Annotated in this window: 19 protein-coding genes and 1 pseudogene; 9 read left to right on the plus strand and 11 right to left on the minus strand. The window is 38.5% G+C overall.

The features are described from left to right. Nucleotides 1-6 precede the first annotated feature (6 nt). Nucleotides 7-3,177, plus strand: a complete 3,171-nt coding sequence (locus E4N74_RS00630) for a type I restriction endonuclease subunit R (protein ID WP_044978604.1) — start codon at nucleotides 7-9, stop codon at nucleotides 3,175-3,177. On the opposite strand, the gene E4N74_RS00635 is transcribed toward E4N74_RS00630, so the two are convergent. Next, nucleotides 3,168-3,338 carry a hypothetical protein gene (locus E4N74_RS00635; protein ID WP_158506575.1) on the minus strand — a complete coding sequence of 57 codons (171 nt, stop codon included), beginning with the start codon at nucleotides 3,336-3,338 and terminating at the stop codon, nucleotides 3,168-3,170. The genes E4N74_RS00630 and E4N74_RS00635 overlap by 10 nt on opposite strands. A gap of 43 nt (nucleotides 3,339-3,381) precedes the next feature. Continuing rightward, nucleotides 3,382-4,857, minus strand: coding sequence for a Na+/H+ antiporter NhaC family protein (locus E4N74_RS00640; protein WP_044978605.1), 1,476 nt, complete (start codon nucleotides 4,855-4,857; stop codon nucleotides 3,382-3,384). Between the two features lie 144 nt (nucleotides 4,858-5,001). On the opposite strand from E4N74_RS00640, the gene pgsA reads away from it, so the two are divergent. Together pgsA and E4N74_RS00650 are read left to right on the plus strand one after the other, a co-directional pair. Further along, complete coding sequence (gene pgsA, locus E4N74_RS00645) at nucleotides 5,002-5,595, plus strand: CDP-diacylglycerol--glycerol-3-phosphate 3-phosphatidyltransferase (RefSeq protein ID WP_044978606.1); 594 nt, start codon at nucleotides 5,002-5,004, stop codon at nucleotides 5,593-5,595. Next, a complete protein-coding gene (locus E4N74_RS00650; protein ID WP_255818297.1) occupies nucleotides 5,588-5,818 on the plus strand; it encodes a YdbC family protein in 231 nt (76 codons plus the stop codon). The genes pgsA and E4N74_RS00650 overlap by 8 nt, the downstream gene beginning before the upstream one ends. A gap of 14 nt (nucleotides 5,819-5,832) precedes the next feature. On the opposite strand, the gene rnhA is transcribed toward E4N74_RS00650, so the two are convergent. The 3 genes and pseudogenes from rnhA to thiI all read right to left on the minus strand — a co-directional run bounded on the left by rnhA (nucleotide 5,833) and on the right by thiI (nucleotide 8,573). Further along, a complete protein-coding gene (gene rnhA / locus E4N74_RS00655; protein WP_044979732.1) occupies nucleotides 5,833-6,312 on the minus strand; it encodes a ribonuclease HI in 480 nt (159 codons plus the stop codon). Nucleotides 6,313-6,357: 45 nt separating this feature from the next. After that, nucleotides 6,358-7,410, minus strand: a pseudogene (locus E4N74_RS00660) (3-deoxy-7-phosphoheptulonate synthase); the annotation flags it as partial. 2 nt (nucleotides 7,411-7,412) lie between these two features. Next, nucleotides 7,413-8,573: a tRNA uracil 4-sulfurtransferase ThiI gene (gene thiI / locus E4N74_RS00665; protein WP_044978608.1), complete on the minus strand. Its 1,161-nt coding sequence runs from the start codon at nucleotides 8,571-8,573 to the stop codon at nucleotides 7,413-7,415. Nucleotides 8,574-8,686: 113 nt separating this feature from the next. Between thiI and E4N74_RS00670 the strand changes: the two genes are divergently transcribed. From E4N74_RS00670 to E4N74_RS00680, 3 genes are read left to right on the plus strand one after another with little or no spacing between them, the layout of a single operon-like run. Continuing rightward, entirely contained in the window at nucleotides 8,687-9,580 is an 894-nt protein-coding gene (locus tag E4N74_RS00670; RefSeq protein WP_044978609.1) for a hypothetical protein, read from the plus strand. Between the two features lie 8 nt (nucleotides 9,581-9,588). Beyond that, nucleotides 9,589-13,047 (plus strand): immunoglobulin domain-containing protein, encoded by a 3,459-nt coding sequence (locus E4N74_RS00675; protein ID WP_255818340.1) that lies wholly within the window; start codon nucleotides 9,589-9,591, stop codon nucleotides 13,045-13,047. A 58-nt stretch (nucleotides 13,048-13,105) separates the two neighbouring features. Further along, complete coding sequence (locus E4N74_RS00680; RefSeq protein ID WP_255818342.1) at nucleotides 13,106-13,981, plus strand: hypothetical protein; 876 nt, start codon at nucleotides 13,106-13,108, stop codon at nucleotides 13,979-13,981. Here E4N74_RS00680 and E4N74_RS00685 read toward each other — a convergent pair. The 5 genes from E4N74_RS00685 to E4N74_RS00705 form a co-directional block, all read right to left on the minus strand. Next, nucleotides 13,947-14,108: a type II toxin-antitoxin system PemK/MazF family toxin gene (locus tag E4N74_RS00685; protein WP_338113373.1), complete on the minus strand. Its 162-nt coding sequence runs from the start codon at nucleotides 14,106-14,108 to the stop codon at nucleotides 13,947-13,949. The two genes, E4N74_RS00680 and E4N74_RS00685, sit on opposite strands and share 35 nt — an antisense overlap. Beyond that, the gene (locus E4N74_RS00690) at nucleotides 14,095-14,289 is read right to left on the minus strand and encodes a hypothetical protein (protein WP_044978612.1); all 195 of its coding nucleotides are present in this window, start codon (nucleotides 14,287-14,289) and stop codon (nucleotides 14,095-14,097) included. Before E4N74_RS00690 ends, E4N74_RS00685 begins: the two co-directional genes overlap by 14 nt. Nucleotides 14,290-14,373: 84 nt before the next feature. After that, nucleotides 14,374-15,192, minus strand: coding sequence for a metal ABC transporter permease (locus E4N74_RS00695; RefSeq protein ID WP_044978613.1), 819 nt, complete (start codon nucleotides 15,190-15,192; stop codon nucleotides 14,374-14,376). Between the two features lies 1 nt (nucleotide 15,193). Next, nucleotides 15,194-15,877 (minus strand): metal ABC transporter ATP-binding protein, encoded by a 684-nt coding sequence (locus tag E4N74_RS00700; RefSeq protein WP_255818344.1) that lies wholly within the window; start codon nucleotides 15,875-15,877, stop codon nucleotides 15,194-15,196. 50 nt (nucleotides 15,878-15,927) lie between these two features. Continuing rightward, a complete protein-coding gene (locus E4N74_RS00705) occupies nucleotides 15,928-16,776 on the minus strand; it encodes an Rpn family recombination-promoting nuclease/putative transposase (RefSeq protein ID WP_044978615.1) in 849 nt (282 codons plus the stop codon). 157 nt (nucleotides 16,777-16,933) lie between these two features. Here E4N74_RS00705 and E4N74_RS00710 point away from each other — a divergent pair, with 157 nt between their 5' ends. The 3 genes from E4N74_RS00710 to E4N74_RS00720 all read left to right on the plus strand — a co-directional run bounded on the left by E4N74_RS00710 (nucleotide 16,934) and on the right by E4N74_RS00720 (nucleotide 21,955). Then, entirely contained in the window at nucleotides 16,934-18,718 is a 1,785-nt protein-coding gene (locus E4N74_RS00710) for an ABC transporter ATP-binding protein/permease (protein ID WP_255818347.1), read from the plus strand. After that, nucleotides 18,715-20,373 carry an ABC transporter ATP-binding protein gene (locus tag E4N74_RS00715; RefSeq protein ID WP_255818349.1) on the plus strand — a complete coding sequence of 553 codons (1,659 nt, stop codon included), beginning with the start codon at nucleotides 18,715-18,717 and terminating at the stop codon, nucleotides 20,371-20,373. The genes E4N74_RS00710 and E4N74_RS00715 overlap by 4 nt, the downstream gene beginning before the upstream one ends. 103 nt (nucleotides 20,374-20,476) lie before the next feature. Continuing rightward, on the plus strand, nucleotides 20,477-21,955 hold the full coding sequence (locus E4N74_RS00720) for a hypothetical protein (protein WP_255823002.1): 1,479 nt from the start codon (nucleotides 20,477-20,479) through the stop codon (nucleotides 21,953-21,955). A 57-nt stretch (nucleotides 21,956-22,012) separates the two neighbouring features. Here E4N74_RS00720 and E4N74_RS00725 read toward each other — a convergent pair whose 3' ends face one another. Then, nucleotides 22,013-23,635, minus strand: coding sequence for a hypothetical protein (locus tag E4N74_RS00725; protein ID WP_255818353.1), 1,623 nt, complete (start codon nucleotides 23,633-23,635; stop codon nucleotides 22,013-22,015). Nucleotides 23,636-23,674: the final 39 nt, after the last annotated feature.

A 23,674-nucleotide genomic window follows, 5' to 3' on the forward strand; every position in this document is an offset into this window, starting at 1 on the left:
ACCGATATGTCGACATCATTTACCGAAAACGATTATGAAAATTCAATTATTGAGCTGTTTAGAAATAATTTAGGATATAATTATGTTTACGGCCCCGATGTCGAGCGTAATTTTTCCAGTCCCCTATATGATTCGGTTTTAGAAGATTGCCTTTACCGCTTAAATAAAAAGCTTCCAAAGGAGGCAATACAGAATGCTCTTTTTAAATTAAAACATTTTGAAAACGGTGAGTTAGCTCATAAAAATGAAATTTTTACCGACTATCTTCAAAACGGCATACCTGTACATTATCTTGATAAAAATGAAACAAGATCGGGAATTGTATATCTAGCTGATTATAAAAACCCTCAAAACAATTCCTTTATAATTGCCAATCAATGGACCTTTACCGAAAACAGCAATAAACGTCCCGATATAATTTTATTTTTAAACGGTCTTCCTATAGTATTGATGGAACTAAAGTCTCCTTCACGGGAAGAAACTGATGCTTCGGATGCGTACCGCCAAATCCGCAATTATATGACCGAAATACCTTCAATGTTTATCTACAACGCAATCTGTGTTATGAGCGATCAGTTGACTTCAAAGGCCGGAACCATAACTTCAGGCGAAGACCGCTTTATGGAATGGAAAACAAAAGACGGCAGTTACGAAAACACTCAATATGCCCAATTTGATACCTTTTTTGAAGGCCTTTTTCAAAAAGAAAGACTGCTTGATATTATAAAAAACTTTATCTGCTTTTCAAACGAAGGTTTACAAACTTTTAAAATTCTTGCAGGCTACCACCAATATTTTGCAGTGCGAAAGGCTGTTTTTTCTACCAAAAAGGCTGCACACAGTAACGGAAAAGGCGGAGTTTTTTGGCATACCCAAGGCAGCGGGAAATCTCTGTCCATGGTGTTTTATGCACACCTATTACAGGAAGCCTTGGAAAGTCCGACAATTGTAGTTATTACGGATAGAAATGATCTTGATGATCAGCTTTATGGTCAATTTCTTAAGTGCAAAGAATTTTTACGTCAAGAACCTATACAGGCTGAAAGCAGGAAGGATTTAAAAAAACTTCTTGCCGGAAGAAAGGCAAACGGAATAATCTTTACAACGATGCAAAAGTTTGAAGAATCTGCCGAGGCTCTTTCAGAAAGGCGGAATATAGTTGTTATGGCTGATGAAGCCCATCGAGGACAATACGGACTTACCGAGCAAATTAAAATAACAAAAAATAAGGCCGGAGAGGAAGTCGCAAAAAGAGTTATAGGCACTGCCCGTATTATTAGGAACAGTCTTCCAAATGCGAGTTATATAGGTTTTACCGGCACTCCTATTTCCGCTGCTGACAGAAGTACCCGAGAAGTATTCGGCGACTACATCGATATTTATGATATGACTCAAGCAGTAGAAGATGGAGCAACCCGCCCTGTGTACTATGAAAGCCGGGTTATCAAACTTAAACTTGATAAAAAAACTTTGCAGCTGATAGATGAAGAATATGACCTCATGGCTAAAAATGCCGATGAAGAAGTTATCGAGAAAAGTAAGCATGAGCTTGGCAAGATGGAGGTGCTCTTGGGCAATGATGAAACTATAGACTCCCTTGTAAACGATATACTCTTTCATTATGAAAATAACAGAGCTCATCTTCTTACGGGTAAGGCCATGATTGTCGCTTATACCCGTTCAATAGCTATGAAAATTTACAAAAAGATCTTGGAGTTTCGTCCCGGATGGAAAGAAAAAGTTGCCGTTGTTATGACCTCTGCAAATACCGATGCCGAAGAGTGGAGAGAGATTATCGGGAACAAAAATCACAGGGATAAATTAGCAAAAGAATTTAAAGATAATAAAAGTCCTTTAAAAATTGCAATCGTAGTAGATATGTGGCTGACAGGGTTCGATGTTCCTTCCCTTGCCACTATGTACATATATAAACTTATGGCCGGACATAATCTTATGCAGGCTATCGCCAGAGTCAACCGCGTATTTCAAGATAAAGAAGGCGGTCTCATTGTCGATTATGTGGGAATAGCAGGTGCCTTAAAGCAGGCTATGAACGATTATACAAACCGAGACAAAAATAATTACGGTAATACCGACATTTTAACCGCTGCCTATCCGACCTTCCTTGAAAAACTTTCTATATGTAAGGATATGTTTCATGGTTATGATTATTCAAGTTTTATGAAAGGAAGCGATCTTGAAAGGGCAAGGTCAATAAGCGGTGCCGTCAACTTTATACTTGCCCAAGAAAAAGAAGAAGAAAAAAATATCTTTATAAAAGAAGCTCTTATGATGAGGCAGGCCTTATCTCTTTGTTCATCCGTAGTTGAAGAAAATTTGCGCTTTGAGGCTGCCTTTTTTGAATCGGTTAGAGTCTTCCTTTCAAGGCTTACAAATGAAGGAAGCGGTAAAAAGATTTCGTTACCTGAAATGAATGAACGCATAAACTCGCTTTTAAAACAGAGCATAAAAAGCGAGGGCGTTATAAACCTCTTTTCGGACATTAAAGAAAAATTCTCTCTTTTTTCTCCCAAGTTTCTTGAAGAAATTTCCAAGATGAAGGAAAGAAATTTAGCCGTTGAATTATTAAAAAGGCTCATTGCAGAACAAGTAAGAATTTATCGAAGAAGCAATGTAGTTAAGTCCGAAAAATTCAGCGAGATAATGCAGAGAACCGTTAACTCATACTTAAACGGGCTTATCACAAATGAAGAAGTTATAGCCGAAATGCTGAAACTTGCCAAGCAAATTATAAGTGCCGAAAAAGAAGGCCAAGACCTGGGCTTAAGTGCCGAAGAGGCAGCCTTCTACGATGCTCTTACAAAACCTCAGGCTATAAAAGATTTCTATCAAAACGAAGAACTGATTGCAATAACAAAGGAGCTTACCGAAACCCTGCGCAAAAATAAAGCCGTAGATTGGCAAATAAGAGAGAGTGCACGGGCTCGTATGCGTATGCTCATTAAAAGACTTCTAAAAAAACATAAATATCCGCCCGAAGGTATGGAAGACGCAGTTCAAACCGTTATGATCCAATGCGAGCTTTGGGCCGACAATCTAATGGATTCTGATGGACCGGAATTTAACAAAACGGATTATGATGAAACAAGTTATTTAGACTCCGGAAATAATAACTATGTAGAAATTGCTGCAGAAAGAGAAGCGGTTTATCTGTAGCCTGACTTAATTCTTCCTGCGGTTTTTAAAGAAAGGTTGATTATCATTATGGATTCAAATTCTTTAGAAAGTATCGGTGCCGGCATATGTGCAAGAATGACAAGCTCTCCGTCAATTTTAAATGAAGCCGAATCATCATCACTTTTTACCGGATTTTTCAAACTGCACTGTGTTTTACCCTCAGTGCAGCTTTTTTGTTTTATCTTACCTTTTCTTCAACCTTACTTTCGGTTCGCTTGCGATGCCGAATTTGGGGAAGATTCTGTCGATACCGAAGAGGGTAAATAACAGAATGGTTATAACCGAAATATGGGCCATAAAGTTATACTTTATTATCTGTGTCTGACTGAATTGATAAAGAGGATATACCGTACCGGCGATGCCTATAAAAAAGCTTAAATAAACATGCCAAGGAATTAGCTGGGAACCGAAGATGCCGAGGGCTGAGGAGAAGGTTGCATTTCTCAATTTTAAAGAATAAAGATCCTTTTCATCGCCTTCTACGTTTTCTTCAGTAATGTCCCTTATAATCGGGCCGACGGTAACTATTTGAGCCATCTCGTCGGCAAGGGCTGCGTTTCCTAATAAAGAAATAATACCGTTCCAGAACATCAGCTGTCTTACGTTTCGGGAAAGTTTTACGGCAAGGTTTGACAGAGGTCTAAAGGCATCCATCTTCGACATAATTCCGCCGAAGGCCGCTACCCACATCATCATTATGATAACCCATGAACCTGCCCCTACAAAGCCGTTATACACTATGTCAAAAAAGGCAAGAAGACCCGAAACCGTTCCTGCAAAGCGGCCTAAGATAAAGCATGAAACGATACCTGCGCCAAGGCAAAGAAGGGTAGAGTAGCCCATTAAAGCAATTCCTATAACCAAAATGAGCGGAATTACCATGTAAATGGGGACTCCGTTTTGTACTTGATAGAGGAGGTCTACTGCAACAGGCTTTTCTTCGGCTAATTTTGCCCAAACATCCTGCGGAATAGCCTCTATGGCCTTTTGAGGGCTTACAGCATCACCGGGAAGGCTTAAGCCGGCAATTAAAAATAAAACTCCTGACAGAATCAAACACATAAGCGACCAAAGCCCTTGATTTTTCATACGGTGGGTAACTTCAACCCTATGAATGCCTGAGCTTACGACTGTTGTGTCTGAAATAAGCCCTAGATTATCGCCGAAACATGAGCCGCCTGCAATTGCTGCAATGCTTAAAACCATGTTTCCGTTTAAAATGTGGGTCATCCACAAGAAAATGGGAGCACATGCTGCAAAGGTTCCCCATGAGGTTCCGGTTGCAACCGACAATACTGAGGAAACCAAAAAAGCAACAAGGGCTACAGTTCTGGCGGAAATTCCTATATGTAGGCTTAAGGTAATAATGGAAGCTCCGACTCCTGTGGACATAAAGGCATCAGCCATAGCATAGGCAAACATAAGGATAAAAAACACCAACTGCATTTCCTTAACATTGTCTATGGCAGAGTTTAAAATATCATTGAATTTGAATTTTTCGGTTATCATAGCGACTATGGAAGCGTAGATTACGGCTATGGGGGCTATGATTAAAATGTCCAGCTTAAATCCTAAAGCAGTTGAAAAAGATTCTATGTTTGAAATCATCATCAAACCTGCAAGCAATAAGACCGGAGAGAGCTTAAAAAAAGCGCGCATAAAGTCTCCTTTTATGTGAAATAGGGATGCTAGTATATCATATTTATAAAAAAAAGTGTATAGGATAATTGCACAGGCAGTTGCTACATACAATACGGAAATTACCTATTGACAAAAAGAGATTAAAGCTACATCATATAGGGTATGAAGCTGTCTAATATTTTTACATCATCGAGGCTGGTGCTGGCTCCCATAATCTATGTTTTATATTTTCTGCCGGATTGGATTCCTTTTATAAGCCCTAAAATTACTATCCTCATTATAATCCCGATTTTTATCTTTATGGAATTTACCGATTTTTTGGACGGCTATTATGCAAGGCTGCATAATCAGGTGGATGAGTTCGGAAAAATATTTGATCCCTTTGCGGATGTGGTTGCAAATGTAACCGTTTTATTTTGTTTTTTAATGGACGGCTTTTTGTTTGCTCCCTTCTTTTTAATTATAGTTTACCGCGAATTCGGTATCATGTTTTTGAGGATGAAGGCCCGCGGAGAAGGCATAACGATAGGAGCCAAGATGGGCGGAAAAACAAAGACCGTTCTTTACATTATAGCAGCAAGTGTTTCAATGTTTTTAAAACTTGAACGGATCTACACATTTTTACCTCCGGCTTTTACCCGATATATTCTTTATTTTAATTGGCTTCTTTATTTTGCAGCGGTTATCTTATCGCTCGCTTCATTTACCGATTATATTACTTCATATTTAAAGACAAGGAGGATTGCCGATGAATAATCAGGACGAATTTAAATTTGAGATTATAAAAAGCTATGGAACTATCTCCGAGGGGAAGGGCGGTTGGAAGACCGAACTCAACGAGGTATCATGGAACGGCCGGGACCCTAAATTCGATATAAGGCCTTGGTCACCCGATCACCAAAAAATGGGGAAGGGTATTACCCTTACAAGGGATGAGCTTACGGCCTTAAAAAAACTTTTGGACGAAGCCGGGATTTAGCTGCCGGCCGGGCACTACTTTACTTTTTGGCAGGCCTCGACCGCAAGCCGGTCGCAGGCTTCGTTTAAGGGATTTCCTGCGTGGCCTCTTACCCAAATCCAGCTCGGCTTAATCAGGGATGAAAGGGCATCCAGCTCTTGCCAAAGGTCTTGGTTTTTTACGGGCTGTTTTGAGGCCGTCTTCCAATTATTTTTTTTCCAGTTAAATATCCACGAGCTTATACCCTGCTGTACGTATTGGGAATCGGTATGTACTGAAATGCTTTCATAGTTCAAGGTTTCGCAGGATTTGCCTGCTAAGAATGCTTTCTCTTTTATCTTTTTTAATGCCCTTATAACAGCCATGAGTTCCATGCGGTTATTGGTGGTAGAGCTTTCGCCTCCATTTTCTCTGCATATTTCTTCTTTTGAATCCTTGTTTACTATTATGTAAGCCCAGCCTCCGGGGCCGGGGTTGTTGGAGCAGGCTCCATCGGTGTATATTTCGATATTCATTTTGTCCTTATTAGAGGTAAAGATGTTTGTGTCTGTAAAACAATTTCGGTATTCTTGATAAATACGGAGTATTTCGGTTTTAGTTTCTTCCCAGCCCAAACAGGGATCGGTTATGGATTTACCGTATTCGGTGCTTTCCCTTGCTTTTTCGATCGATGTTTTTCCTTCTTGGATAAAGCTTTCAATCATGCAGCCCCTGATATAGTCAAGAGGCTCATTTTTATCGAAGCGGAGTTTTAAACTTTCTTCAAAGATGCCTATCTGTTTTTTCGGGTCTTTTCCCGAATTTCCGTGGGAACAGTCTATTATTATGCTCGGTTCAAGCATTTTTTCTTTCATAAGAGATGCGGCTTTTACAACTTCTTCTCTATTGTAATTGGGTTTTGAAATTCCTCCCCTTAAAACCAAGTGAGTGTCGGGATTTCCCGTTGTGTGGATTATTGCCGAAAGTCCGTTCCGGGCAATGCCTACAAAGGCATGGGGCAGGCGGGAAACGATTACTCCGTTGACTGCTGCCGTTATGTCTCCGTAGGTGGTATTTTTAAAGCCGACCGGCATTGAAAGCCCTGAAGCTATTTCTCTGTGGATTTGACTTTCGGCCGAGCGGGCACCTATCGAAGCCCAGCTTACGAGGTCGGCAATGTATTGGGGAATCATAGGGTCTACCGTTTCGGAGGCGGCAGGAATACCCATTTCGGCAAGTTTAATCAAAAATTTTCTGGCCTTTTGAATTCCCCCTTCAATATTGATAAAACCGTCAAGTTCAGGCTCCACGATAAGACCCCTCCAGCCTAAAACGGTTCTGGGTTTTTCAAAGTAGGTGCGCATTATAATATAGAAAGAATCGGAGCATTTCTTTTTTAGCTCTAATAGGCGCATAGCATAATCCTCGGCTGCCTCCGTGTCGTGAATCGAGCAGGGGCCGGCTATGAGTAAAAAACGCTTATCCCTTCCGTTTATTATATCGCTGATTGTTTTGCGGGCTTCGGCTATAAAAGAATAAAGATAATCGGATGCAGGTATTTTTTTTAGCATTTCGGCCGGAGAACTTATACAATGAATTCTCTCGATTCGGAGGTCAACAAGGTTACTTATCATCTTTAAAAACTCATCTTTTTTACTTCTCGTTGAGCATAGGCCTCTTCTAAAAGACTGTCTATTTCCATCCTATCGAAAATCTCGGCTGCATCTTTAAGGTTTGAGTATAAAATCGGATGTTTGGGTGAAAACATAACACAGCAATCTTCGTACGGCAAGATTGAGGTTTCGTAGGTGCCTATTTCCTTGGCTTTTATTGTAATTTCTTCCTTATCGAGTCCGATTAAAGGCCTAAAAACAGGAAATTCGGCATAAGAATTGGTTACGGTCAAGTTTTCTACCGTTTGGCTTGCAACCTGGGCAAGGCTTTCGCCGGTGATAAGGCATTTGGAATTTATACCCCTTGCCGTCATATTTGCTATTTTCATCATGCAGATTCTCATCATCAAAGTTAAATAGGCTTCGGGGCTTTTTTCTCTGATTTGCTGCTGAACCTTTGTAAAGGGAATGATGTTGAGGTATCCGCCGAGGCCGTAATCGGCTAAAATGCCGGCCAGTTTTTCAACCTTAGCTTGGGCTTCGGGCGAAGTATAAGGGTAAGAGTGAAAATAAATATAGTCCAACTTCATTCCGCGGGTAAGCATTTTAAAGCCTGCAACGGGGGAGTCTATTCCTCCCGATAGTAGTAAAAGTCCCCTTCCCGAACAGCCGCAGGGAAGCCCCCTCCGTCCCTTGTGCTCAAGGCCGTAGATAAAGGCCTTTTCTCTTACTTCGATGGAAATTACAATATCGGGATTATGAACGTCTACTTTTAAAATCCCTTCAGTGTGGATTACTCCTCCTACTTCCCGTGAAATTTCGTAGGAGGTTAGGGGAAAGGTCTTTTCGCCGCGGCGGGATTCTATTTTAAAGGTCTTAGCCCCCGCATTGCGGGCTTTTACGGCTTCGGCTTTAGCTGTTTCAGTAATGGATTCAATAGTTTTTTCGGCAGGAATGGCTTCGGCCCAGCCTGTAATGCCTATCAGCTTATTTAGGGCTTCTTCGGTTTTTTCTTTAAATTCGGGCTTGACGCTTACATACATTCTTCCGGCTCGCACGCGTATATTGGGCCTAGCTTCGGGCAAATAGCTGCGTAAATTCTGCGAAAGCCGAATTTCAAAGTCTTTTAAATTCCCTTTTTTTAAGTTAATTTCGCCTATTTTTGCAAGATAGAAAAGTTCCATATTTTTATATTTTATCTTAAAAATGCAAAAAAGTCCATCGGGGAAAATTTTATGCTTAATTTTATATTGACCATTCAGTAAAAAAACTGTATCATTCAAGAGTTGAGGTGTTTATGAAACCGATTAAAATTATTTTTTTGGTTATGTTTGTGTTTGTAAGTTTTTCGGCCTTTGCTTTTGAAGAAGGCTTTACTCTGGGTCTTAGAGCTAATTTTTCCGGTTCTTACACTGATCCACATATAAATGAGGCTGATAAAGAATATCTTGGTGCCGATTTTATGCGAGGTATGGCCGGTTTTATTGTGAACGGAGATGCCGAACTTACCTATATTTTTGATTCGAAAAGATACTTTAATTATACAAATAACAATATTTTCGGAGGTCTTGGGCTCGCCTTTAACCTAGGTGTAGGGCAGGGCTTTTCAGGCCAGATTTCGGGATCAAGTCAGCAGCCATTTACTGGAGCGGATGGAAAATCTTATAAAAAAGATATTGAAGTATATTGCCGTGTCTATATGTCACCCGTTATAACTTTTGGGACGAGCCTTAAAACAATGCTTTTAAAGAACAGACTTGTTTTAGGTTTCGGCATAGGAGGAAAAATTCTGGCAGATCCGCAGCCCACTTATGAGCTTTATACTAATCTAAATGATGAAGAACTTGCCGCTTTAAAGGCGGAAAATATTGATTTTTCCTCTGAGACAGGAACTCTTTATATTTCGGAATCTATGATGAAAAAAATGAATCCTTTAAGCCTTCTTTTAAAGTTATCTATCGAATATAATCAGCCGATAATTTCTACAATGGGTTTGACAATAGGCGGATACTTGTCTTATTCCGTTTATAAGCCTGGATATGTAGCTCTTCCTAAAAAGGTAGAAAAAGCTGCAATTATTAATGGTAACAAAAACGGTGTCGGTGTAAATTTTGAACGGGATCCTATAAAGTCATTTTTTATGAATAACCTTGACTTCGGTATAAGTCTGGGGCTTTTATTTAAGGTGTGAGGTGAAATATGAAAAACATAAGTGTTGTAAAAACTAAATTAACAAAAAGGTTTGCAGGTCTTATATTTGCAGGCTTTGTTTTGACATTGTTCAGCGCGTGTAAACCTGCTTTGGGATCTTCTTGGTATCCTCGTGTAAATGATGATATAGGAATGACAATGTATATAACCGAAATATCTGTTGCAGATAATCCTGTTGTCCCCGTCCTTTCCGAAACACCCATTGATGAAGCCGATAGATTAAATAAATTTTCAAAAGCTAAGACCTATATTGTTACAGTTCCTTCTTCGGTTGAAGAGGTTTCTATCGATAATATAAAGGTTAAGGCTGTAAATTCCTTATCAAAGATGGAACCTGTTTTAGTAGATGTAAAAATAAACGGAGAGGGGGCTCCTCTTGTTTCAGGTCAAACGGTACCTATTACAATAAAGGTTGCGGATAATGAGGGGAAATATGCTTCTATTGAGAAAATTATAAAGATTACACAAAGCGAACCCTATGATTTGGAATTGAAGAGCCTTAAAATTTGCGGTATAGATGCTATGCAGGGGGATATTAGTATCCCATATAAATATAGTACCATTGATCCTTCTAATATTGAGGCAAAATTTAAATATGGGGAAAATGAAACGGTTATACCTGTAGATGTGGAAAACTCGCCTGTCGAATTAAAAGAAAATGATACCGTAAATATAAAAATAATGGTTAAAGGGCAAAAGGGGCAGTATAAGGACTTTGAAAAAGTTATTGCTGTAACAAGAGAAGCAAAATCCGAAGACGAAGATGAGGCCTTGCAGCTTTTAGAAATGTATGTTCTAGGTATAAAGGCTGAGATAGGAAAAACCGCTCTTGTTCCGGAAAATACTCAAAGTCTTAATCCCGAAGATGTGGTCTTATCCTTTAAGAAATTCGGTTATATCCCTGCAGAAATAAGTCCTAAACCCGCAGTGTTTGGAAGTGAAGACATAATATCCTTAAAGCTTTCGGTAGCGGCAAAGGAAGGTAAATATCAAGCATGGGAAATGAACATTACCGTAAAGAAAAGTGCAGGAGTTTTATACAATCCTATAGATAAAAATGGGAATAAAAAATATGTAGTAAAAATAAATAACATAATAGAAAATGTTGACCCCTTCGATTATTATAATGAGAATTATGAATTTCCTGCTTCAAAATTTGATGAGTGGGTATTACATATGCCCAGTATGTCGGGTATTATTGCCTCGTACAAGTTCCAAGACGGAAGCTGGAGCGGGAATCCCGAAATGGTTGAAAACATTCCTTCATCAATCGGTTCCGGGTTTAAAGCAATTTCCAATGTAAAAATTTACCGGTATAAAACTAGAAAAGACCGAGGAAGTGCACACGGTACCGATGCCGAACTTGCACCAAATCCTCATGATAACCGATTCTATTTTTACCGTTTTACCGCAGATGCTTCAATGGGGATAAAAGCCGACAATTCCATGTTCTGTGTGGATCGCTATTCCAAGTTCCTTTTTTATTATAGTGATCCGGCTAAGATAAAAAGTATTGCCGGCAGCAAGCTCCCTACGGAATGGACTGACTATGCTGCTGCTTCTATAGGTGATCACATCCAATTTAAAAAACCGTTTTATATGACCGACCCCGTCGGCTATGTAAAAGAAGATGGTAGTGTTGTAATGTACCAGTGGATTAAAGACAATATAAATGCAAGTAATTATCACGCCCAAGAAAATCCGGCTTTTACAAAGCCTGCCGAAAAAAAAGCAAATGGTGCGGGGTTTTCACCTTATAGAAATCCTATTGAGATAAAAAAGACTGAAGTTTCTACTGAAATAAATCCTAAATACACCGTTGCAGAACCTATGATAATGGGGCAGCCTGCCTCCGTATATGCTCATGTAGGGGATAATGTTTCCTTTGAGGTTAGAGTTCTTCCGTCACCCGAAGGAGAGAATCTTTCATATCAGTGGTATAAGAGACTGAATGCAGACGGTTCTTCTGATGAAAAGATTGATGGAGCTGTAGGAGCTATATATGTACCGGATACTTCTGCCGAGATAGATGCTTATTGTTACTGCATAATAAAGAATGAAAATACGGCTAATGGAAAAGTTACCGAGGTTAAATCGGAAGAGGCTAAATTCCGTTTAGTTCCCGGCAGCGGAGAAATTATAATTGATGCCGAATCTCCTAAGATATTGAAGCAGCCCGAAAGTATTAGTATAGCTATCGGTTCTTCTGAAGAAATAAGTCTATCCGTTCTTGCAGAATCCGTTGATGGAGGAAACCTAACATATCAGTGGTTTAAGGCTGATAATGAAGTTGATGCCGGTTCACCGATAAGTGATGCCGTCACTGAAACTTATACATTTACCCCTGAAACATCTGCCGAGCATAACGACTTTTATTATTGTGAGGTTACAAATACAAATACAGGAGTAAACGGAAATAAGACAGCAATTAAAAAGAGCTCCATAGTAAAGGTTTCCGTTGAAGCTTTATACCGTGTAAGTTTTTCGGTCTCAGGCGATGAAGGCGGTTTCCTTACAGCCCTGCATAACGGAAAATCTATCGAATCGGATACATACATAAAAAAAGGCGAAAAGATTAGATTTATTGCAACACCCAAACCTAGGTATATCATAAATGGTTGGGAATGTGCGGGTGCTGCTTTCGAAGTTCCCTACGCTGATAAAACCCTTGCCGTATTAACGGTTGGAGCGGCAAATGCTGCCGTTTCGGTTTCTTTTGAGCCGAAGATGCGCCTTACCATAAGACCCAAAATTGAAAATGAAAGTTTACAGTCGTGGTCAACGGCAGGTTGGGCAGATCATAAGAATCATAAATATATTGACGGTGCTCATTTTGCTCATGATCTTGCCGTTACGGTAAATGCAAATGGCGATACGGGCAACATACAATGGAAATACGACTTTCCCTTTGAAGGAAGCGGTTCAGGCGGTTGGTTTGACGGCGGATACGGTGAATATGTGAAAGAGAACGATTACATAGAACTAGGGGGGGATAAAGCAGATAATAATTTTGTTCTAGCTAAGGATTTCTCTGATTTTTCAGAAATGGATATTGTATTTAAAACCTATCTGATAAAATCAAACCGGCTTGATTATTGGCGATCGGAATGGACAACGGCTGGCGGTGGACCGGTATACCCCAAGCAGCCCTTAGATAATAACAGCATCATTAAACTTGTCTACAACGAAACTACCGGAACATGGCGTTTAGATGCAGCTGCACTACAACTTAATCAGCCGGAGCGTGTAACGATCTCCTATGATGAAAACTTTACCCTTGCCGATGGCGAAGAAAAAGACTTTGTTATTACGTATACGGTTAATAACAACGGCTATAAACATGACGAAGACAAAAAATATAAAAATATGGACGATGGTGGAGAGAATGAAGCCAGTACACGCTCAAAAGGTACGGTAAAGGTAATTTATACAATCAGTTGGAAATAAATTTTAAAAGCCGAAGCCTCCTCGTGAGCCTTCGGCTTTTTTCAAGTTTAGGAATCTTATGAAAAAATTAAGTTTAAAGTTTTTCGTTTTGTTTCTCTTTTGTTTTGTGAATTTTCTAATGGCCGGGGACTTAGAGGATAATAGTATAAAAGCTGATCCTGAAAATCCCGACTGCATTTACGAAAAAGTAAGGCTGGGTGATTGCCTCATCCACATGGCAAAAATTACCTCGCCCTCAAAGGGGTCGGCACCGGTAGTTGAAATTCTTTTTAGCTCAAAGTTTAAATGGGAACCCTGCCTTCCTCATGAAGGCTGGGGAAAAAAAGGAAAAACTTATAAATACCGTGAAACTGAGGTGCCGGGTTCTTCGGTTTTTTTAGGCATAACAAATAAAATAAACGATGTAGTTTATTACAAGGTAGAAGGCGTCCATCCCTTTGATTTGCCTATTTATGATGAGCTTTCAGAAGCTAAAATCCTTGAACGTTTTATCTTTTTTAAATTTACTGCTTATGCGGCTAAAGGCGGTCTTTTTGAAAACGCTCTTAATAACTTAATGTGCGCACTTGATACCCACACTAAACTTCTTTACACCTACGGAATGCCTAGCGAGTACAAAAAAATAATAGGAAACAATTATATTCCGCAAAAATGGCTGCCTTATGAAATTCATCCTAATACGGCGGAAGCAAAATTAAAATTTTATGAATATGACCCAATCGGCTTCGTTTCACTTGAAAAAACTCACGATTTTTTTGGAGTAAAGACCAATGTTCATTTATACGACTGGTGGAACGAATCTGTAGGCGCCGGATCTTCAATGAAGACCGTAAAAGAAAAACGCTTTATGCCGCGTCTTTCCGGCGAAGCTCTTGAGGACTGGACTATCCGCGATGCCTCTAAGCCCGTGCGTTCCCCGTATAGAAAATTTTAAATAAAGTTGTATTTAAACTATTCAAATTATTTTTATCGGACTGTATTATTACTACCGGCCGTCTCATTCCCGGCCCGCTCCCGGACGGAATGCCGAAATCAAGCATATAAATATCACCACGAGTCATTTTTTATACTCTCCCAAACGGTTTCCAGACTTGATTCTCTAATTTTCTTTAAGGCTTCTCCTTCTGCCAACATAAAAGTTTGTTTATTTACATTATTTGCAATAAAGGTAAGAAGACGAATCTGTTCTGCTAAGGAAAAAGAAAGCACTTGATTTTCAACTTGTGTAAGTGCATCAGACATAATTCACCTCCATAATTAACATTATATACTAAATTACCTTTTTCCGCAACTTCTTGTTTGCTTGTGGTTTATTTTCTACCTTTGTTATGTAGACATCTTATTCCGTTTAGTATGCTTTAAAAAAAAATTTATTCCTATTGTCAATATTAAAACGATGACCGACACTAGGGCTGTAAAGCCGCCGGGAGCGACATTTAGGTGATAGGACAAGACCAGACCGAGCATTATGTCTGCAACGCTTATCAAAATAGAAAAAATCAATGTCTTTTTAAAGCTCATTTTTAATTGAAGGGCTGTTGCGACGGGGAGGGCTATCATCGAGCTTAAAACCAACATTCCCACTATTTTTAATGAAACGGCTATCGTTGCCGCAGTTAGACCTGAAAATAAGTAATTGATAAGTCTTGTCTTAACTCCTATTATTTTTGCAATATCTTCATCGAGGGCTATGTACACCATCTTGTGATACATTAGCCCCAAAGTAAGCAATGACAGAATACTTAAAGCAATCACTGTAATCAAATCCGAATAAGAAACGGTTAAGACGCTTCCGAATAAATAGGTTTCGGCATTTGCTCTAACGGTTCCTGAGCTTATGAGGGTAATGGCTATTCCGACGCTCAATGATAAAACTATCGAAAGGATTAAATCTTGGTATTCTTTAAAAGCATTCCTCAGGGCTTCTATCAGAGCTCCTGCCGCAGTCGTAAAAATAAAGGCCCCAAGTATCGGGTTTATTCCTGAAGCGAGGGCGAGGGTAACGCCTGCAAGAGAACTGTGGGAAAGTGTGTCCCCTATGAGGGAGTATCTTCTGAGTACTAAAAATAAGCCGATTGAAGGGCAAAGGATTCCTATAAAAAAAGAAACGATAAAGGCGTTTTGCATAAAACCGTATTGAAGCATCTTATTTTTCCCCTCTTGGTTTAAATTGAACAAAGCTCGGATTAAAAAATTCCGAAGTATATTGTTTAGGATTACACAAATGGCCTTCTCCGTTTTTTATATGAAATATTTTGGTAGAATTAAAAATAGCCGCATCCAGATTATGGTCAACCGAAATGACGGTCAGCCCCTTTTTAGTGTTTAAAACTTTTACAAAAGAATAAATTTCTTTTTGTCCCTGAACATCTATTCCGGTAGAAGGTTCATCTAAAATTAAAAGGTCGGGATCCCCGATAATGGCACGGGCTATGTAGAGTTTTTGAAGCTGACCTCCCGAAAGCTCTCCGGCAAGGCTGTTTTTGTATTCGATTAAATTCACCCTTTCCAAGGCTTTTAGGGCACAATCGCTTTCGCGTATCTTTAATATTTTTCTATAGGAATTTAAAAGTTCAAAAAGCGTAATCGGAAAATCGTTTAGATTTTCTTTTTTTTGCGGAAGATAGCCGATCCTTTTTGCATTGATAATAATTTCACCTTTTTGTATTTTTAACAGTTTTAAAATCAGCTTTAAAAGGGTGCTTTTTCCGCAGCCGTTTTCTCCCACAATCGAAATATAGTCTCCTTGTTTTACTTCCAAATTTATATTTTTTAAAACTTCTTTTTTTGAATTCGGATATTTAAACTTGAGAGAATTTATTTTTACCATAGAGATGATATTTTACTTCTTTTTTTTAAAGATTGCAAGATGGACTTGTATTAAAGATTGTTTAGTTCATCTTGTTTTAAGCCTGTTGCTTGAATAATGACTTCGCGTGCCACACCTAGATCAAGTAAGTTCTTTGCCATTTCGAGTTTTGTTTGGTATGCGCCTTCTGTATATCCTTCGTGTTTTTCTGATGCCATATCGTGTTCATATTTCATGCGGGATTCGTAGAGCCATTTGTCCCGAGGACTCATTTTCATTATTTCAATAGCCGCATTTGCTTTTCTCATCATTTCGGAATTTTGTGCCAACATCTTTCTTACCTCCCTATCGTCTGTTTCAATAAATTTCAGCCAGCTTAATAGACGTTTTGTTTTACTGTCCGTATAATTTGATTCTTCTAAAAGCTTTGCTGTTTCAAGGTTTATAATATGAATCTCAAGTTTTGAAAATAAAGGCTCTTTTGTATCTTTTTCCATAACAAAATATTTATTGTGAAAACGCTTATTTTTATTAAAGCCTTTTCCTATCAAATTTATTGTAATACATTTCGAAAGATTTGTATAGTCTTGACCTTGTTTTATGCTTTCGTTATACATTTTTGACCAATAATATACACTTCTTTCCGGAAAATCTCCTCTCCACCTATTCTGTATTTCAATATTGATAATTGTTCCGTCTTTTAGCCTTAACTTTATATCCAAGATACCTAGTTTTTCGGTCAAAATTTCTTTATGAAATTCCTTATCCAAAAGTTCTAATCCTGCGATATTTTCAGGTAGAATGTCGAGTATACAGTCAAGCAAATCTTGTAGGATGTCTGTGTTTTCCTCAGTTCCAAAAATACGCTTAAAAGCATAGTCATTTCGTAGGGTTATTTTGAAATTTGCATCATTTTTCATGTGTTTATTTAATGCCTCCTATTCTATTTATATGAAAAAATAAAATTTATGAGTAAAATTTAAAAAAATATTTTGTAATTTCTGATTACAACAGCTTAAAAGTTAGCCCATTGCTATTTTTATTTGTTTACTGTAGAATACAACTTAGAGGTTAGTTATGATTCATAAACGCCTGACAAGGTCGGTGCCGAAAAGTAAAAAATGGATATTACTTTCGGCCCTTTCTTCATGGATTTCTTTATTGTGCAATACGGCTATTACTTTTGTAACCGTACGCTTTATTTTCGGCCTATATAATTCTTCGCTTACTAAGGAAACTCTTTTTGTATTATTAGCCGCAGCTTCGGCGGCTCTGATAATAAGGGTCATTGCCGTACGTAAACGCTCTTACTTTTCGTATAGGGCAGGAACCGAGGTTAAAAGAACATTGCGCTCAATGCTCTACGATAAATTTATTTCGTTAAAGCTTAATTATTCTCAATATATAAGCATGGCCGAGGTTACTCAAATAGGTACTGACGGAATCGAACAGCTCGATTCTTATTTCGGAGCCTATCTGCCTCAGTTTTTTTTCAGTATGGCAGCTCCGGTAACCCTTTTTATAATTCTTGCACCGATAAACTTTTTTGCCGCCCTTGTGCTTTTTATCTGTGTGCCTCTAATTCCCCTGTCTATTGCAGCTATTCAAAAAATCGCAAAGCGTATTTTAAAAAAATATCTTGACGTTTATACGGGACTTGGAGATTCATTTTTGGATAAGCTCCGCGGCCTTATTACATTGAAGGCTTATTCCGATGATGAAGCTCAGCACAGGGAACTAAATGCCGAGGCGGAAAATTTTAGACGGGTAACTATGAGGGTTTTGACCATGCAGCTTAATTCCATCTTTGTGATGGATACCGTTGCCTACGGCGGGACTGCCCTCGGTACCATTGTAAGCCTTTATCAGTTAAGGGCAGGAAATCTTTCGATAGAAGGAGCCCTGCTTTTTATTTTGCTCTGTGCGGAATTCTTTTTACCCCTGCGGGCTCTCGGTTCTTTTTTCCATATAGCGATGAACGGCATAACCGCCGCAAACCGCCTATTTGAATTGATTGACGTAAAAAGCGATACCTCTCCAATTTTAAGCGAAGCAGAACTTGAAGAAACAGCAAAAAAAATTAAAAGGGCTCAGCCCGTGCTCGAAGTAAAAAATTTAAACTTTAATTATAACGAGTCAAAATATGCCCTAAAAAATATCTCTCTTGAATTTTTAAAGCCTGGTTTTTACGGCATCGCAGGAGAAAGCGGGTCGGGTAAATCCACTGCGGCTGCCTTACTGACGGGCTTACAAAAAAACTATTCGGGCGAAATTCTCCTATCGGGAATAGAAGCAAGAAAACTTCCCGACGAATTTAGAGCTAAGTATATGAACCTTGTTTCTACCGAAAGCTTTTTGTTCGGAGCGTCGGTTAGAGAAAACCTTTTAATAGCAAAGCCTTCTGCAAGCGATGAAGAATTGATGAGCGTATTAAAAAAGGTACTCTTAGACGAGTTTATCTTAAACAAAAAATCTTTAAAAGACGGTAATTCAGGTTTGGATTTTTATATTGAATCCGGAGGAAAGAATTTATCGGGCGGACAGGTTCAGCGTTTTGCCCTTGCACGGGCACTCCTCCATGATGCTGACATTTATATCTTTGATGAGGCTGTAAGCAATATCGATGTCGAAAGCGAAGATCTTATTTTAAGCACTCTTTATAAATTAAGTAAAACCAAAATAATTATCTTTATTTCGCACAGGCTTGCAAACATTGAAAATGCGGATCACATCTACGTATTTGAAAAGGGTGAGATAAAAGAGGAAGGTCATCATTCAAGCCTCCTTGAAAAAAACGGAATCTATGCAAGAATGTATTTGCAGCAGCAAGAACTTGAAAAAATACGGATGGGTGTAAAATGAAAAAAAGCGTACTTATAAAAAAATTGATAGTATTTGTAAGACCCCTTACCGGCGTTATGGCTATAACGGTCATCTTAAGAGTTGCAGGGTTTATCATTGCAGCGGCTATCCCTGTTTTGGGCGGAGCAGGCATAGTCTCTCTTTTAGGCCTAAAGGTTTTTAATGCTTCGGTTTCCTTAAATTTTGTAATAATAGGACTCATCGTCTGTGCCCTAAGCAGGGGCATCTTTAGATATGGGGAACAGCTTTCTGGGCATTACATAGCCTTCACCCTTTTGGCCTTGATACGGGATAAAATTTTTACGGCTATGAGAAGGCTCGCCTTTGTTAAATTACAAAAAAAGGATTCAGGCAGCCTTTTGTCTATTATCACCGCCGACATAGAATTGCTCGAAGTTTTTTATGCGCACACAATAGCCCCTGCAACTTCTGCCGTTCTCTACTTTGTTTTTGCATTAATTATCTTTGCTAAAATACACATTGTTTTGAGCCTGACGGTTGCCCTTATCTATATAGTCATCGGTCTCTTCCTTCCTCTCCTTTTTGCTAAAATGGATGACGGGGCAGGTGTAGAATACCGTAAAAAAATGAGCTCCCTTAATTCCTTCTTTTTGGATTCCCTTCTCGGTATAAAAGAAATTATCTTTTTTGACAAGATAAAAGAAAGAAAAGAAAATATAGAAAAAAGAGGCGAGGCCATAAGTGGAACCTTTAAGCTCTTAAAAAACTTTGAGGGTAAAACCTTTGCTCTTACTGAAGCAGCCCTTACTCTTTGCAATTTTTTAATGCTGGGCATTTCCGCTTTCCTCTTGCTAAACGGAAAAATTGACTTTGCCGCTTTTTTAATTTCCAACTTGATGCTTATTTCAGGCTACGGCCCGATAATTGCGGTTTCGGGTCTTGCAGTAAACTTGCAGCAAACCTTTGCTTCCGCAGAGAGGGTTTTTTCCCTGCTTGAAGAAAACTCGGAATTAGGTGAAGTTACAGACGGTAAAAACATAAATTTTGAAAAAGCCGAAGCCTGTAATATCAACTTTAGATATGACGATATGGAAGTCTTAAAAGATGTAAGCGTCTCCATTAGAAAAGATGAGATAGTCGGCCTTTGCGGCAAGAGCGGAAGCGGTAAAAGCACCTTGCTCCGCCTAATCATGCGCTTTTTCGATCCCCTGTCGGGAGAGGTAAAGATGAACGGCATCGATATTAAAAAGATAAACACGGCAAGTTTACGGGAGGCCGTTTCTTACATTACCCAAGAGACCTATATTTTTAAAAAATCCGTTTATGAAAACATCCTCCTTGCAAACAGAAATGCGTCAAAGGAGGAGGTTATCGAAGCTGCAAAAAAAGCCTCAATCCACGATTTTATTATGAGCCTTCCTGAAGGTTATGATACAAAGATGGCAGAGCTCGGAGGCAACCTTTCAAGCGGCGAAAAGCAGCGGCTCGGCCTTGCCCGTGCCTTTTTGCACAATGCCCCGCTTCTTTTACTTGATGAGCCTACCGGAAACTTGGACAGCTTAAACGAAGCCGTCATTTTAAATTCGATATACCAAGAAAAAAAAGACAAGGGCGTTTTAATAGTAAGCCACCGCAAATCCACTGTGAACGCCGCCGATAAAATTGTTTATATCGAAAAGGGAAGGGTAAAGTAAAACAATAAAATCCCCATCGGGAAGGAGAACTCTTCCGATGGGGCTAAGTTTTTAATGGATGCGAGGAGTATACCAATTCTATTTTTTTTAATATAATGTATATATGAAAACTTCTAAACTATTTTCTTTGTTTTTAATTTTATCAGGCCTGCTCACTTTATTGACAGGCTGCGCTAGTATGTATATTCATGGTTCAACTCCCGTTCAAAGGGCTGTATCCGCTGCCGATCTCCTTATTGAGGGAAATGTATCGGATGACTACATAAGGGTCTATAAAACCGAGGCCTCACAGGCTGAGAGGTCGATTATGGATATGATTAGTAAGGCTGAAAGGAACAATGTATACTATGCCGATATTGCAGATAATATTTCCGATTGGATGCTGCTTTATAGCCGCGTTTCTACACTTCAAAGAATGTACCCGGAAGGTCTACAGGGAAAAAGAGAATTTGCAGTCTTTGAAGCTAAAGATTACAGCAATCTAAAGGATACGGCCTATACGAAGGCTACGGAAGCTCTTTATGATGAAGCACTACATCTTGTGAATATGCCGGGGAACAATCCTAAAAATATTTCCAAGGCATTGGAGAATTTAAAACGTGCAAAAAAATATTCCCGCCATCTGGATAATGAGATAAATTCGCTGGGTGCGGAGACGGCTTATAATGCGGCCGAAGCTCTTGCTTATACAAATAAACCCGATAATCTTCTTCAAGCCTCAGAATACTATATGCTTGCAAATTCATGGATTCCGGGATATAGGGGCTCTTTGGAAAAAAGCCGGCTTACAAAAGAAAAAGCCGCTTATCTTTATATTGAAGAGGGCAGCTACAATCTACGCTTAAAAGATTATACCGCTTTCCGCCATGCAAAATCTTCTTTTCAAAAAGCTGAAAAAATAATTCCGGGTATAGCTTCAAAAGAACTTGCAGAAGTAAACCGTCTCCTTTCAATTAAATTGGTGATTGCCGGTTTGAATAATACTTATACTGAAGAAGATAGAATACGAAGGTCAATCGCTAATGAATTATCTTCTGCAAATTCAGGGCCTCAAATTGTTGAAATAAATTTTATCAGAGGCGGAATGAATTCCATTTTTAATCTTATAGATATTCGAGATGCCGATTTAGCCCTTATTCCGGCCGATAACTATGGAAAAGTTAAAGAAATATATGGACCTGTAAATACCATAAAGAAGAATGTATCAAAGACAATAAACGGAGTTGTATATAACGGTATAATAACGGAACAAAGTCAGCTTGTTACCGTCTATGCTCAAAATGATTTTGTGTTATATGATATTAGAACATGGAGAAAAACGGAGCTGCGCTATTTTAGCAATGAAACAAATAATTTTTTTAGAAATTTTACGGTAAGATATTATAGCGGAGCTCCTGAAGCAAAGCCTGCGGATTTTGATCCCGGTTTTTTATATGAAGCCGGTCAATATAAAAAATTCTTTCCGGAATTATTGGATGAAAGTAATTCTATGAATTTGATTAGCAACTACGGAAGCCTTAGTTCAAACGGTAAAGAATTGTGTAATATTATTAAAAACTTGCAGTACATTGAGAAGCGGTAAACTTCTTATATCATCACCTAAAAGCTGTTGTTTTACACGATGTTCGATAGTTGATTTTTAAAACTTAAGCCCTTTAATCCAATCTGATATAATCGGCTCCAAGGTTTTTATGTCGAAGCCTAGTTTTAATACTTGAACTCTCTGTTCTGAAGTACCCCAATTTTGGTAGGGGTTGTCATAATTTTGATCAAAAAAATTATAAATAAAATCCTCGGCCTTATTTTCTTTATTATCGAACATCGAAATTTTGTGAATGGCGGATTTTTCGAGTACCTTTCGTATTGAAGCTCTTATCTCCTCAAAAAAGAGCCCCTTATGAATTTGATATTTGTCTCCCCTCATAGTCTTAATAATTTCTGCAATTGAGCCTGAAGGATTCATCTCAAGCAATGGCCTTTCAAAATGAGGTGCCGGCTTAGATTCTTCTTTTGGGATTTCTGCAAAGCCTTCTTTTAGATTCTCATTTTCGCTGATAACTTGTTCAGCCTCAGCCTTTTTAAGTTCTTTTATTTTTTTCTCAGGTAAGGATTTTTTATTTTGTAAATTGTTTTCTAAATTTAATTCCTCGTTTTTAGCTTTCTTTGTTTGAAGAACCGTTTCTTTTTTGGAATCTGCTGATTTTTTAATTCTTGCATTTCCGGTTTTTTTATCCTGAGTCTTTTTTTCTTTTTTCGGTTTTACTTTTTTTTCTAAGACAGCTTCTTCACCTGAAGCTTTATCAATAGACTCTTTTTTCTTTTTTACAGGCTCTATCGAAACTTTTAACCTTGCCCATTCTCTTTGAAGATAAAGATCCCCGCTTATGCTGTAGTAATAGCCGTTTACCAAATTCAACAGGACTGCTTGTAAAATTTCTTCATCTTTCCAGTTTCTAAACCTTCCGATTTTTACAGCCTGAAAAATATTAAAGTTATTGGTCCTGTATTTTCGGCTATACAATAAAACTATATTTTCAAATCCGCCGTCTGTATAAACAGGCCAATACTTTAAGGTGTAAGCAATAACTTGATCTTCAACCCTTTTAATATCGGGAGAAATAATTATTGCATCTACTTGTTCTTTTGTAAAAACAATCTTAGAAAAGTCAAAGGTTTTAGGAGGTTTGTAGGCAGAGCGTTCTCTTCTTTGACGAGACAACATTTCATCCTGCTCATCTTTATAAGCCTTTACCGATGAAAGAGTATCTGTAACATATAGCCGTATAAGCTCTGCCGATTTTTTCATGGGCAGCTCTTTAAAACCTATGATATCGGCATAGCGTGCATATTTTTCGGTAAATGAAATAGAAGCAAATCTATCGGAAGAAATAGCCGACACTACTTTTTCGCATTCTTGAATAACCTTGTAAACATCATTTGTATCAAGATTGGCTGTTTTTTCGGTAATAAAAACTATAACCCGTTTAATCTGCATTATAGTCTTTTGAGCTAGGTTGATTAAATTTTCAGTAAGCAATTCTTGAAATCTATGAGACCTCTGCCTATATGACGACATCAGTTCATACCTCATAGAGTCATCCGGGTATTTACGCTTTAATTTTCCATCATATAATAAAAGGGCTTCATTCAGATGCCCGGTTTTTCTAAGTTCAAAATATCTTTCAATGTCAAGGTCTTCCGAAAGACTTACTTGCGGATATTCTTGTTTTAAGACTTGTTTTTCAAGTTCCGTTATTTCCATAAAAACCGCCGATTTTAGGCAAAATAATACCGTAATAAT

The organism is Treponema putidum (genome assembly GCF_024401155.1).
GTDB classification, from domain to species: Bacteria; Spirochaetota; Spirochaetia; order Treponematales; family Treponemataceae; genus Treponema_B; species Treponema_B putidum.

Coding starts and splice junctions, on each gene's coding strand:
- E4N74_RS00630 (WP_044978604.1), top strand. CDS start 7: ATGTCGACATCATTTACCGAAAACGATTATGAAAATTCAATTATTGAG.
- E4N74_RS00640 (WP_044978605.1), bottom strand. CDS start 4,857: ATGCGCGCTTTTTTTAAGCTCTCTCCGGTCTTATTGCTTGCAGGTTTG.
- pgsA (WP_044978606.1), top strand. CDS start 5,002: ATGAAGCTGTCTAATATTTTTACATCATCGAGGCTGGTGCTGGCTCCC.
- E4N74_RS00650 (WP_255818297.1), top strand. CDS start 5,588: ATGAATAATCAGGACGAATTTAAATTTGAGATTATAAAAAGCTATGGA.
- rnhA (WP_044979732.1), bottom strand. CDS start 6,312: ATGAATATCGAAATATACACCGATGGAGCCTGCTCCAACAACCCCGGC.
- thiI (WP_044978608.1), bottom strand. CDS start 8,573: ATGGAACTTTTCTATCTTGCAAAAATAGGCGAAATTAACTTAAAAAAA.
- E4N74_RS00670 (WP_044978609.1), top strand. CDS start 8,687: ATGAAACCGATTAAAATTATTTTTTTGGTTATGTTTGTGTTTGTAAGT.
- E4N74_RS00675 (WP_255818340.1), top strand. CDS start 9,589: ATGAAAAACATAAGTGTTGTAAAAACTAAATTAACAAAAAGGTTTGCA.
- E4N74_RS00680 (WP_255818342.1), top strand. CDS start 13,106: ATGAAAAAATTAAGTTTAAAGTTTTTCGTTTTGTTTCTCTTTTGTTTT.
- E4N74_RS00685 (WP_338113373.1), bottom strand. CDS start 14,108: ATGACTCGTGGTGATATTTATATGCTTGATTTCGGCATTCCGTCCGGG.
- E4N74_RS00690 (WP_044978612.1), bottom strand. CDS start 14,289: ATGTCTGATGCACTTACACAAGTTGAAAATCAAGTGCTTTCTTTTTCC.
- E4N74_RS00695 (WP_044978613.1), bottom strand. CDS start 15,192: ATGCTTCAATACGGTTTTATGCAAAACGCCTTTATCGTTTCTTTTTTT.
- E4N74_RS00700 (WP_255818344.1), bottom strand. CDS start 15,877: ATGGTAAAAATAAATTCTCTCAAGTTTAAATATCCGAATTCAAAAAAA.
- E4N74_RS00705 (WP_044978615.1), bottom strand. CDS start 16,776: ATGAAAAATGATGCAAATTTCAAAATAACCCTACGAAATGACTATGCT.
- E4N74_RS00710 (WP_255818347.1), top strand. CDS start 16,934: ATGATTCATAAACGCCTGACAAGGTCGGTGCCGAAAAGTAAAAAATGG.
- E4N74_RS00715 (WP_255818349.1), top strand. CDS start 18,715: ATGAAAAAAAGCGTACTTATAAAAAAATTGATAGTATTTGTAAGACCC.
- E4N74_RS00720 (WP_255823002.1), top strand. CDS start 20,477: ATGAAAACTTCTAAACTATTTTCTTTGTTTTTAATTTTATCAGGCCTG.
- E4N74_RS00725 (WP_255818353.1), bottom strand. CDS start 23,635: ATGGAAATAACGGAACTTGAAAAACAAGTCTTAAAACAAGAATATCCG.